This window comes from Lacihabitans sp. LS3-19, assembly GCF_024343575.1.
Lineage (GTDB): Bacteria > Bacteroidota > Bacteroidia > Cytophagales > Spirosomataceae > Leadbetterella.
In genome coordinates, this window is the sequence record NZ_RJUA01000029.1 from 1 (window position 1) to 13042 (window position 13042).

Genomic DNA, 13042 nt, shown 5'->3' on the forward strand with positions numbered 1-13042 from the left:
ATCGGGCTATTGCTTCCAATGATGACAGTTGGCAATGGATTAACTACGACAGCCACTTCCGCAGAGCTCACGCACAAATTGGCATCTGTAACAGTGACCACGTAGTTTCCTGACATGGCGACTGTGGCCGAAGTAATACTTGGATTTTGGTCAGTGGAAACAAAGCTATTTAACTAAGCACCAGGACCCGTCCAGGCATAACTTGTGCCGCCTGAGGCTGTCAAGTTTAAGGTTGCTCCTTCGCAGATTGGGCTGTTGCTACCAATGACGACCGTAGGCAACGGATTGATTGTTACTGAGGTGGTTAGAACAGATTGATTCCCTCCAGCTTCTACGGTTAAGGTATAAATTCCACTTTGGTTTGCCTCGGTGTCAGTGATTGACGGATTTTGTGCCGACGATGTAAATCCATTTGGTCCAGCCCACGAGTAAGTAAATGGATATGGAATATTTGCATTTGAGTAAGCAATTCCATTTGGTGCTCCTCCTTTAAATTCATTAATTGAGTTATTGAATTTTTGAATATAAACTAAATCAGGGGCATTTGAAACTTCTGCGTACATACCATTTTGGATTTCTACTGCACTTTTGGCTACATTCCAAATTTTAACATTATCCATTAATCCATCATAATACCTTATATAATTTCCATCAGACCAGGATAAATTTCGCTCTACGCCGATATAAATGTTGGGTGCATTTATGCAAGTGTTTGAATTGGGTGATTGAATTGCCAATGTGCCATCCACAAAGATTTTTGTTCCTTCGTTATTTTCAGATTTTTGAGTTACAGCAACATGATGCCAATTATTATCATTTACCAAAACGCCGGAATTCAACCCTGGCTCTGCAAAAGGAAGGATTCTGGTTTTCAAATAACCATCTTCAATAAAAATATGTTTATCTGCATAATTACTAAGGTTAACATCTCCATTATAAAACAGTCCGCCGTCCGATTGGGTGGTTTTAATCCACATTTCAATAGTGAAATTATCTGATGGGAAATTATTGTTGGATGATTCGATATACTGCAATGAATTTATGTCAAAAACCCCAGCCGTTCCTGAGATGTTATTGTCAGGTAAAACCGTAAAATTCAATTCATCTCCCGCACAAATAGGTGTATTGTTACTTATTGTTGCCAAAGGATTTATATTAATGTTTATCATCGCAGTGGTAACACAAATATTTGTTGTGGCTGTCAATGTATAAGTTCCACTTTGACTGGCCAGAACATTTTCTAAAACCGGATAAGGCAAATCGGACGTAAATCCATTTGGCCCAGCCCACGAATAGTCGTAAATGGTTATATCATTGAAATTTAGTCCCGAAATAAGATGTAAATTACTTCCTTCAGCCAGCGGAGAATTGCTATTTATGATTAATTCTCTTACATAAATTTGAGTAGTTGCCGTAAGCGTACAACCTAAATCCGTGACGGTTAATGTATAAATTCCCTCAGCGGCGGTGGTAATATCTACAATAGCTGGTTCTTGAAGATTGCTTGAAAATCCATTAGGCCCTGTCCATGAGTAAGTGTCGGCAGCGGTGCTACTTAAGTTTGCAGTTTCACCTTTACAAAAGAAGTTTGAATTTATGGTAATTATTGGCGGAGAAGACTTTAAAGTAATCTCAATATTTGTGCCTTCACTTCGGCATCCTGTCACATTATCGTGACAATAGGCAACATAGAGATTACTAATCGTACTACCGTTTTCGTATATCTCAAAAGTCATAAAATCGGGTCCATTTCCCAGACTATTGCCATTTTCGTTATACCAAAATGTTGTAGTGTTTGTTGGACACTGGGCGGAAAGTAATGTAGTTTCACCATAACAAACTTCTGTATTTCCTGTAATAATAGGGGCATCAGGCGATTGAATAATTGTAATTGGTAAAGTGGCACTAGCAGTACAAGTGCCCAAAACTGCCGTTAAAGTATAAGTGCCGCTGGCATTCGTGGTTACATTTTCGATACTTGGATTTTGTACTGAACTTGTAAATCCATTTGGCCCAGACCAATCATACGAAGTAGCTGCATTACTCATTAAAGTCAATGTACCAAATGAACAATTAACGTTATTGCTTGCAATATCTATTCCGCACTTATTTTCATAGAGTTCTTTGACTTCGTTATCGGTCATTGCCGAACCGTATATTTTAACATCGTCTAAGTCTCCATTTAGAGGATTGACAAAGGACCCCCATTCCATATCAATACCTAAAAGCAAAGGATTATTGTCGTATAATATTTCACCTGTAAATGAATGCGAGTCAATTAACTCACCGTTGATATATAGTTTAAAAAGGTCATTGTCTCTGTCAATTACTTGAACTACATTAGACCATCTATTTTGAGTTGATTGGCTGTTTGAAATTTGGTCCACAAAGAATTCATTATCTAAGCCAATTCTTGCATATAGCTCATAATTATTTGCTAATAACTCCCAACTATTAGAAATATAAGCTCCAAGAGGCTTATTTGCGATTGTTTGAAAATAATTTTCTGATAATTTTACCCAAGCTGAAATTGTTATATTGGCAGGATGTAGAAGTCCATTATCATTCACACTTATATAGTTATCCATATTACCGTCAAAATGTAATGCTCCCGCCGAATTGCCGTTAATATCTGTTGTTGAACTAAGCGAGCCATGAATTGTACCATGCAAATTATTGCCACTGTAATCGATAGCATCTCCATCAAGTTTATACCAGGCAATAAGGCCTTCGCATTGAGCTTGATTGTATACTATTACCTCAATCGTGGTGGTAGCAGTGCAATTTGAACCAATAGTAACTGTTAAAGTATAAATTCCACCAGCATTTTGCGATACATTGATTAGGTTTGGATTTTGGGCTGTGCTAATAAAACCATCGGGTCCTTCCCACAAATATGTGCTTGCGTTAGAGCTTTGAAATGTTAAGGTCTGTCCCGCACAAATAGGAGAATTGGAAGAGACTATAGGATTGCAAGTTGAAGCTTGACACCCCGCGGTACTATTGAATTCTGCTAAAATTTCATCAACAGTAAGCACGCCATTGTATAGTTTAAAATCATCTAACTGACCATCAAAAAAATAGTCATTTCCTGTATTTCTGCCTATAATAAGAGGGGTGTTTTGACTAACATCTATCAAACTACTACTTGTTTGAGTGTCTTTTAAAACACCATCAACATATATTTTATTTACAGTCCCATTTCTAGTAAAATTCATTAAATGCCACTGACCGTCATTATAGCTACCCGTTGCTTCAACGGCATTATAATAATCTGTTCGGGCTCGTACACTACCGATATTATCTGCATTTACATAGGCATTTGTACCGGCGAAAGGAAATCCAGTATTCTCAGTTTTTGTATATAATGCCATCACTGGTGTATTTGAATTTGTCTTGAACCAAATACTCGTTGAAAAATTATCTGTTCCGAAATTATTATTTACTGTGCTGGGTATGGTAATATAATCACTCGTTCCATTAAAGTTATAAGCACTTAAATTTCCAAACCGATCTAATCCCATTGTAGCACCATATACAGTTCCATTGTTTGCATTACTCGTGGCATCATTGGCATCTCCACAAAAGTCGTATTGGGCTACCAGTTCAGCCGCGGGGTTTACGACAATCGTAATGTTCACAGTTGCAGTACAAGTTCCCGAAGTGATTACCAAAGTGTAAGTACCAGCCTCTACTAAAGTCGCATTACTAATAACAGGGTTTTGGTCGGTACTTGTGAATGAATTTGGGCCTGTCCATGAATAGGAATCTGCCGAAGAGCTTGTCAAAAGAATGTCACTTCCAATTGTAATGGGTGAGTTACTACCAATAGCCGGATTACAAGTTCCGCTGCAATTTGATTCTATCAATTCTGAGTTGTAAATATTTAGAATTTCTGATTGGCTCAAACCTATTTCATAGATCTTAATGTCATCAATTGCCCCATCCCAAAACCGGATTCCATTCATGCTTCCTATCCTTAAAGTGCCGCTTGGTGTAGCAGGATTATCATTTGAAGTTTGAGAGGTTTGAACCCCATTGATATAGGTTTTAGTAATCCCATTGTTTCTCACCATGGCCACATGATACCATTGATTGGCTGTATTGAAAGTCCCGCCGGAATTATAGAAGGACACCCCACTAAATAAGCCTGCCAAATTATTACCAGACCCACCACCACCATCAGACATCACCATAGAATACCCATTACCTGAGCTTCCATCATCAGAACCATTCATTAGTATACATCCAATATTTTGGTTAAGTGAGTTTGGTTTTACCCATGCCATCATAGACCAGTCGTCTAAATTTGATGTAGCCAGGGCATTTGTACTGATATAATCGCTTGTTCCATTGAAATTATACGCACTATTTGGGTTACCGAGTCTATCTGTAGTCAAAGTTGCTCCATTTACAGTTCCATTATTTGCATTGGTGCTGATATCATCTGCATTTCCACAAAAAGTATAGTTTGCCACCAAAATATTTGCTACTGTCACATTAATTGTAGCCGTAGTTGTACAAGTACCAGATGTGACTGTCAAAGAATAAGTTCCAGACATTAACGTGCTTGCATTGCTAATAGTAGGTTCTTGAAGTGAACTGCTGAAACCTTCTGGCCCTGTCCATGAATAAGTATCAGCCATGGAACTGCTCAATTGAATAGTTGCTCCAACTTCCACTGGCGAATTGCTGCTTAAAGTTGGGGCACAAGGACTAGGTTCTTCAATTTGGATTACATAGTCTTCAGTTTCAGCAAAAGAAAAAGTGCCACAAGGTGTAAGTGTGGCATTGAAATCATTGCAAATCATGACTCTCATGTGAATTAATCCTCCAACGCAGTTTGTAGGAATTGTAATTTGTGGTACAAATGGAAAATCGTTAAACTCATCTGCTTGAAACAATTCTTCACCTGGATCATCAAAATCTCCATCATCGTTGATATCCAGCCAAATGGCAGTTTGAGGGTAAAAAGGATTAAATGGACTACCGTTGGTCAAACTAAATGAGTATGTTTCTCCTTTTGTAAGGTTACTATTTATAAATGTGGAATTGTCAAGGCTATAAGAACTACATAATGGAGTTGAGTTAGCCATAGTACCATTCAAAGTGAAATTTTGAAGGTAAAATCCTCCTCCACCAAAAGGATCAAAGGGGTCCATCATACAATTGGGAGTGGTGGTAGGGGTGCAAATAGGTGTTGTTTGTGCAAAACCTTCAAGTCCGGTAATGACTAGTATTAAAAGCAAAAACCTTTTCATAAAATTCTAATATTTAAATAATTATATTATTTCACCCCCTGCTCACCCACATACACAATCTTCCACTCTCCGCTGATACGTTCCAGTTTTCGGGTCTCGCGTATGGTTTGTGCCACGGTGCCGTTGGCGATAGCTTTTTGGGTATAGGTGGCCCAGGCCATGTCTTTATTGATTCTGATTTCGAAGTCCTCACGCTCTATTTTGAGGTCTTGTTTTTTGAGGTTTGGCAATACCACGGTTTGGAGTTTTTCCATGCTTTCGCCTTTGGCGTAGGGTTGACCTAAATAGGTTATTAGGGACTGACTAGCACTTTCATTGGTCTTTTTATCAGCCCAATAGCTCAGTAGTTTCTTGCCTTCGCCATCTAAATACGCTTGCGTTTCGTCTTCTATTACTTTTTTGATGGCTACTTCATCATCAGTTTTTACGGATGGCATAGGTGTAACCACCGAGCCCACCAACTTCCACTCCATGTTTATTTTTTCGAGATAACGGTAGCAGTTTTGTTTGGTAACGATGCCTTTGTCGCTGGTAAATACCTCTTCATGCTTCACAAAGGCCGTATTTCCTTGAATCCTTATATTAGTGTAGTTGGTTTCTATTTTTGAATTATCTGGTGTGGGATTGGCTTTCATAAACATCGTATAGGTATTTTTGATTTGCTCATAACCCGTCAAATTAGCGTTCATGGATGTCAAAACATAGCTGGCATAAGGCACATTGGCCCAGTAAGACAGGGCTTTTTCGGCATTTTTGTCGTAAGAAGCTTTTGTTTGGCCTTCTATTACTTTTTTTACAGAGGCTTCGTCAGCGACCAAGTCACCGGATGGCAAAGAATGCGTAGCAGATTGTAAAAGCCATTTGTTTTTCTCATGGACAAAAGTGGCTGTGAGCAATTCATCAGCAATTCTTTTTTGACCTGTTGGCTTTATGATTACAGTATGTTTTATGAGGCTGGTAAGTACAGCATTTGCACCCACCTGGCGAATTTTAGTGTTGCTGTATTCTCTTGAAACCTCCGTGAGTATTTCATAAACTTTAATCGTTTCGGCTTTGTCATAAGCGATACCATCAGTACCTCTATAAACAAAATTTGAGGTAGCTTCATTTTGTATGAAAGCAGTTGGGTTTTTAAGATACCGGACATTCATTGCATTAAAATCTGCTTCGGTAAACGTAGTTTGAGCCCAAATAAGACTTGGGACTAATTGAAAGAGGTATATTATTTTTTTCATGATTTTTGAGTTTAATATGATTATTTAGCGGTTTTCTTAGAAAGGTTGAGGAAAAAATAGATACTTCCAATCCCTAAAATCGCCCAAATACTCCAGTCAATAATGGCTGATGAATGAATGGGAAGGTTTTTTGCAAAAACATTATAAAATGACACCGCTAATCCACCAAATGTGGCTATCATTACACCTGTTAAAAAGGCTTTTAGGGTGTTTTTTTCTAAAGTTTTACGTATCAAAAAGCCAAAAGTATTGAATGCTAAATGTGCCACGCCGAGGTATTGCATAAGGCCTGTTTCTTGAAGATTTTCGGGATTTCCACCAAAATATTCAACAGTATTCGATGGGAGTAACAACATTGATCCTGCTAGAAAAAAGCCATAAATGTTTACTAAAAGAATAAAATTTGAAATTTTCATGATATTTCAGTTTAGAATTTTTAATCTGTTTTCTTAGATATATTGAAATACACCACCAACGTCACCAAACCCACCACAAGCCTAAAAATAGCATCTGTCCAAAAGAAGTTATTGCCGGGTATATCTTGTAAAAATATATCGTAACAGCCTTTTAATGTGCTGGATATATGCACTATAATAGTTACTAATAGCAGGTTTTTGATATTTTTGACTTGCGTTTCGTTTCTGAATAAAAAGGTTAGCAGTGCCAAACAGAAATTAGAAATGCCGAGATATTGAAATATCGCCACATGAAATTGATCTGCCGGCACTACACCATACATTTTTAAAGTGCCAGTGGCATTAAAAAGCATCAGGATTCCCGTAATGCCGCCATAAATGGCTAAAAAGAGTAGGTAGTTAGAGGTTTTCATATTTTATTATTTAAGGGTTTATTTACTATTCAAAATTTCACGCGTTTCCATTCTACGTCTTCTGCTCACTTTTACAAATGAGGCATCTTGGAGTTTTACTTCGTCGTATTCAGGGCGGATGAAATAGTGGGAAACGGCTGAGCGATTCACTACTGTGCTCCGGTTTATTCTCACAAAGTTTTCTTTGGGCAAGCGACTTTCTATAGTTCCCATGGTGGTAGAAACCAATGTTTTTGTTCCATCTAGAAAATGAACCACAGTGTAATTGATATCAGAAACTAAAAGTTTGATGCTGTCAGGCCTTACATGGCTTCTGCTTCCTATAAATATTGTGTCCATAGTTTAATCGTTTATTGTTCAAAGGTCTGAAATATGCTAAAGTGATGCAGCCACCAATAGTGGTGGTTTTAGAGCTCGGTTAACAAACCGATTTTAATAGCTTCCTTTATTAATCCGACCGATGATTTAGCTTTGAGTTTTTGAAATAAATTTCTTCTATGTGATTCAATGGTTGAAATACTTAATCCTAATTTGGATGCTATTTCTTTTGTGGTTAATTCTTCACTTATTAACCCCAACACTTCTTTTTCTCGATTACTAAGCATCCTAAAAATTATTAAGTTTTGATATCACAAAGCTCTTCAATCCTCCTATTAAAATTACTCATGGTTTACCTTGGTTTTGTATTATGGTAAACCATGATTTTTCATATCATGGTAAACCATGATATTTATGCCGAAACTTTGAAATGTGTAGTTTTTTGTGGAGATTTCAGTTAAAAATTTGAAGTGGTAAATATTCCTTAAATCTTCTTTAGATGTACAATAAAATTATTCTATCGGGAATAACTATTCTTATGGCTTTAATTAAGCTTAGTGCTCAAACAGCTGAGATAAAGAAGTACAATCTATATAAAAATAAATATGATTCCTTAGTCAAACTACCTTCTTCATTTCATCGTGATACATTAAAATTGATGTGTCTGGATTCTATCATTGAAACACCACCAATGGTAAATAAAGGCAAGCTTTATTATGACGAATACAAAGAAATAGCGTATAGAATAAATTGGAAAAAGGGGATTGCTAGATATAAGATGTATTATGGAAATAGCAGCATTTTTGATAAGAAGCCAGTCGAAAGCGTAAAAGTACTTTTAGAAGCGGAACGTGAGTTGGAAAAATTGAGGGATTATCCCTCTCAAATTTATACATTAATGAGGTTATCGATGGCTCTCACTCACAAAACAGATAGCCTTTCTGCACTTTCATATATTGATAAAGCCATTCTTGTTGCAAAAAAGATAAAGAGTAAAAAGTGGATTCTTTACACCCTTAATTACAAAGGAAATACTCTAATTTTTAGAGAAAGACTAGATTTAGCAATTCCTATTTTTGAAGAAATTGATAAATTTAAAGACATTGATAATCGCACTAAAATTTTTAATGATTTGAATTTAGGTATGTGCTATTTAAACTCCAATAAAGAAGAAGAAGGAATGGAATTTATAAATCGTACGCTAAGCGAAATGCCTAAAGATATTAGCGACTATATCAGCTTGCATAAACAAGTAAGATATGACTTAATAAAGTACTTTATAGAAAAGAAAGGAAATTATGAAAAAGCTAAAAGATATTTTGAGGAATTAAAATCATATCAGTTTAGCAACACTGGCAATTCTATGGCCGAAATATATGGTTACAACCAAAACGGTTATAAAATATACAAGGGGCTTAAAAATCATAAAAGGGCGTTATATTTTATGGAACAGAGTAGTATTTATAAGGACTCCTTAAATGCCGAATCAATTAAAAATGGGCAAGAGGGAATAAAAGCACAATTAGCCTTACAATACCAAACTGAAAAACTTCAAAAAACAGAATTAGAAAAATTAAAAACAGAAAGCAAAAATCAAAATCAACTTTGGTGGTTTTTCTTTTTAATGAGTACAGTTGGTTTAATAATAACCATTTATGTTATACGTACTAATAAGAAACTGAAAAAACGCAACGAAGAGCTCCTAGGGAAAAACGCCGAAATCTCCCAAGCTCTTCTCAAAGGTCAAACCATCGAACGCCAACGAGTTGCCCTTGATTTGCATGATAATTTGGGTAGTACGCTCTCAGCACTTTGGTTGAGTATTGATACGATTGACAAATCAAAAATGAATACAGAAGAAAAAGCCATTCATCAAAACCTGAGAGAAAACCTCGAAAAAGCCTATAATGATGTGCGTTTGCTATCACATAATTTACTGCCGGAAGAGTTCGAAAAACTAGGACTTTTGCCTACCCTGCAAGGATTTTTTCGAAAAATGAATAAAAACTCCGCAATAAAGTTTGACTTGAAAATTGACGAAGATTTTGGCAGGATTGAAAATAAAATTGAGTTTGAGTTATACAGTATTTGCCTGGAATTGGTCAATAATATCGTCAAACACTCAAAAGCCAGCGAAGCAAAAATCACGCTTTCCCGTACTGAAAAAGAAATATATTTGATAATATCTGACAACGGAATAGGCACTTTTAAGAATGACAGTGATGGCAAAGGCATGAAAAATGTGAAGGCAAGAGTTGAGTCATTGAATGGGGTTTGGGAAGTTAAAAGAAATGAAAATATGGGTGTTGTAAATGAGATATTTATTTCCTTCTAATGTGCCAAGGATGAAAAAAAAACTATGTTTTACCTTAGTATTTACTATTTTCTACTTGAATTTTTCCTTCGGTCAAATAGTATTTATGAATGAATTAGCGGAGGCAAAGAAACTTCCACCAAGTGCTAAAAAAGATAGCGTTATAATAGAAATTTTATACCAAATTATTCAAATACCATCCGAGAATGTATCTAAATGGAGGGATTCGTTAAAGTTTTATTCAAGGAATAATAACAGAATTGCCTATTTACTAGATAGTATCAGAGAGGCCGACAATTTAATAAATGGCGTAAATAAAATAAATGGTTCCAAAAGTTTATTAAGTATTGCAAAGGAACTAGAAAGTAAGAAATATTATGCATATTCTTCTTATGCTTATTTGAAGATTGGAGCAATTTATGGTTACATATTACCTGATAAGAATCAAAAAAATAAGGCTTTTCCCTATTATAAAAAAGCTCTTGAATTAGCTTTATTGTCTGATTCTGAACTTGATATCGTTCGTGCCTATGATTATTTGGGAGAAGTATTCTTAGAGCTTAAAGATTATCCAAGAGCGATAGAATACCTGAAAATTGCTGAGAAAAGGCAATTGAGTAATGATATACAATATATGCTGCCTACGATCTATGCTAGCTTAGCCGCTTGCTACTTAGGTTTGAATGAAATGGAACTTGCACAGAAGTATTACCAAAAAATAAGCCCAATTTTAGAAGACAAAAAATACGGCATTGCAGCAGGATATCGGGCATATATTAATCATATATATATTAGTAAAGTTGCTGAGTACTATTTTTTAAATAATATGTACCAAAGCACCATAAATCGATGTAAAGAAGGATTAGAGATGATAGCTATTTTTGAGAAGGCATATGACTACAGAAATGACTTTGAAACTTATAAACTTAGTTATTTAGAACTTCTACATAAAAGTTATTTTAAACAAAATAACTTTAAGGAAGCATATTATTATTTGAATTTGTTCGAAATAAAACAACAAAAGTTTTTTGAAAATATACAAAAAGAGGAGATAAATGAACTCAATCTCAAATACCAAACCGAACAGAATAAATTAAAAATTACAGCTTTAGAAAATGAAAATTTAAAGAAAGACGTCGAAAAGCAATCCACAATAAAGTACTTTGGCATTATACTTATTTCCCTACTACTAGCAGTAATTGGAATTACTTTTTATTCAAATTTCAGATTAAAAAAGAAAAACTCTGAAATTTCCAAAGCCCTCCTCAAAGGTCAAACCATCGAACGCCAAAGAGTAGCTCTTGACTTACACGATAATCTGGGCTCTACACTTTCAGCCCTTTGGCTGAGTATTGATACGATTGACAAATCAAAGATGAATACCGAAGAAAAGGAAATTCATCAAAACCTCAGAGAAAACCTCGAAAAAGCCTATAATGATGTGCGTTTGTTGTCGCATAATCTCTTGCCCGAAGAATTTGAGAAACAAGGGCTTGTACCAACTCTTCAAGGTTTTGTACGAAAAATAAGCAAAAATTCAAAAATTCGTTTCGATTTACAAATTGATGAAGGTTTTGGCCGAGTTGATAATAAAATTGAGTTTGAACTTTACAGTATATGCCTCGAATTGGTCAATAATATCGTCAAACACTCAAAAGCCACCGAAGCTAAAATTGAACTTTCTCGTACTGAAAGGCAGATTTCACTAAAAGTTTCTGACAATGGAATTGGTACTTTTGACAATGAAAGCGATGGCAAAGGAATGAAAAATGTAAAAGCAAGAGTGGAGTCGTTGAATGGAACTTGGGACTTAGTATCAAAAGAAAATGAAGGGACAAACTCACAAATAAATATTCCAATTTAGGCTATGAAAAAACTACTGATATTTAGTTTATTGACTATCTATCATTTAGACGTTTATGCCCAAAATGAGGTTTTTCGCATTGATAGCATATCGCAGCAAAGAATTTTGCTTGATAAAGGTGGGGAAAAAAAATCTGAAGTAGTCAATCCTGATTCTAACTTTAGGAAAAGAAATGATCAATTTTCCAAATCAACACAAGATTCAAATGTTGGTCAAGGAGCCTTAATGTTGACTATTTTAAATATAGGTTTTTTTCTAGTATTATCAATAATACATTTTTGTTTATTTTTAGTTTATAAAAAACAAAAAGCTAATTTTTTCTTTTTTATTGCTGCAATCTCAGCAGTTATTTCAAGTAGCTTTTATTCATTTTCCTTGTTTAATATTGATCCTAATATTACTAATGCAGACCAGAATACTCTTCCAACAATTTTCACAACAATTTCTTCGACATTTCTTTTTATTGCAATTCATAGCCTAAACAATATAAGGAAAAATATTTTTTTTTGGTTAATATTGGGTTTCGCTGTAATTGTAATATTTTTTCAGATAATTAATGCTGATTTAGGTGGAATTCTTGGTTTTTTTCTACTTGTTTTTTCTAGGTTTCTTGTACTAAGGTTGTCGATTACCACCTATCTAAGTGGTAATAAATCTTTCGTAATTGTGATTGCAGGCTTAATAGTATTTTGGGTTCTTTCTGCCGTTTTAATATTGTTTGGCACAAGCTACTTTTTGAATATGAAAATAAATTCATCCTTTAGCATAAAGGATTTAGTTTTTCTGGCTTGTAATTGGTCAATACCCATATCTATGTTAATTTATATATCTCGTGAATTTGGTAATAATAGCATCAATTTAGAAAGAAAGTTAATTGAAGTCCAACAACTCTCTCTCGAAAAACAGGAAACTCTCCAAAAACAAAACGCCGAACTACAAGCCGCTCTTCTGAAAGGACAAACCATCGAACGCCAACGAGTTGCTGCCGATTTGCACGATAATCTCGGCTCAACACTTTCGGCTCTTTGGCTGAATGTCGATATGATTGACAAATCAAAGATGAATACCGAAGAAAAGGAAATTCATCAAAACCTCAGAGAAAACCTCGAAAAAGCCTATAATGATGTGCGTTTGTTGTCGCATAATCTCTTGCCCGAAGAATTTGAGAAACAAGGGCTTGTACCAACTCTTCAAGGTTTTGTACGAAAAATAAGCAAAAAT

9 protein-coding genes are annotated in these 13042 nt (G+C 35.3%); 3 read left to right on the forward strand and 6 right to left on the reverse strand.

Going from position 1 to position 13042, the window contains the following annotated elements; all coding sequences use genetic code 11:
- Positions 1–173: 173 nt before the first annotated feature.
- From EGI22_RS14835 to EGI22_RS14860, 6 genes are all read right to left on the reverse strand, one after another.
- Positions 174–5261: a LamG-like jellyroll fold domain-containing protein gene (locus EGI22_RS14835; RefSeq protein WP_255069250.1), complete on the reverse strand. Its 5088-nt coding sequence runs from the start codon at positions 5259–5261 to the stop codon at positions 174–176.
- Between the two features lie 26 nt (positions 5262–5287).
- Complete coding sequence (locus EGI22_RS14840) at positions 5288–6496, reverse strand: nuclear transport factor 2 family protein (protein WP_255069251.1); 1209 nt, start codon at positions 6494–6496, stop codon at positions 5288–5290.
- 20 nt (positions 6497–6516) lie between these two features.
- Positions 6517–6912, reverse strand: a complete 396-nt coding sequence (locus EGI22_RS14845) for a hypothetical protein (protein ID WP_255069252.1) — start codon at positions 6910–6912, stop codon at positions 6517–6519.
- 20 nt (positions 6913–6932) lie between these two features.
- Positions 6933–7325 (reverse strand): hypothetical protein, encoded by a 393-nt coding sequence (locus EGI22_RS14850; protein WP_255069253.1) that lies wholly within the window; start codon positions 7323–7325, stop codon positions 6933–6935.
- An 18-nt stretch (positions 7326–7343) separates the two neighbouring features.
- Entirely contained in the window at positions 7344–7664 is a 321-nt protein-coding gene (locus EGI22_RS14855) for a LytTR family DNA-binding domain-containing protein (protein WP_255069254.1), read from the reverse strand.
- A gap of 68 nt (positions 7665–7732) precedes the next feature.
- Positions 7733–7930 carry a response regulator transcription factor gene (locus EGI22_RS14860; RefSeq protein ID WP_255069255.1) on the reverse strand — a complete coding sequence of 66 codons (198 nt, stop codon included), beginning with the start codon at positions 7928–7930 and terminating at the stop codon, positions 7733–7735.
- Between the two features lie 212 nt (positions 7931–8142).
- On the opposite strand from EGI22_RS14860, the gene EGI22_RS14865 reads away from it, so the two are divergent.
- From EGI22_RS14865 to EGI22_RS14875, 3 genes are all read left to right on the forward strand, one after another.
- The gene (locus EGI22_RS14865; RefSeq protein WP_255069256.1) at positions 8143–9978 is read left to right on the forward strand and encodes a histidine kinase; all 1836 of its coding nucleotides are present in this window, start codon (positions 8143–8145) and stop codon (positions 9976–9978) included.
- 85 nt (positions 9979–10063) lie between these two features.
- Positions 10064–11821, forward strand: a complete 1758-nt coding sequence (locus EGI22_RS14870) for a histidine kinase (RefSeq protein ID WP_255069257.1) — start codon at positions 10064–10066, stop codon at positions 11819–11821.
- A 3-nt stretch (positions 11822–11824) separates the two neighbouring features.
- The coding region (locus EGI22_RS14875) for a sensor histidine kinase (protein WP_255069258.1) at positions 11825–13042 on the forward strand (1218 nt) is incomplete at its 3' end.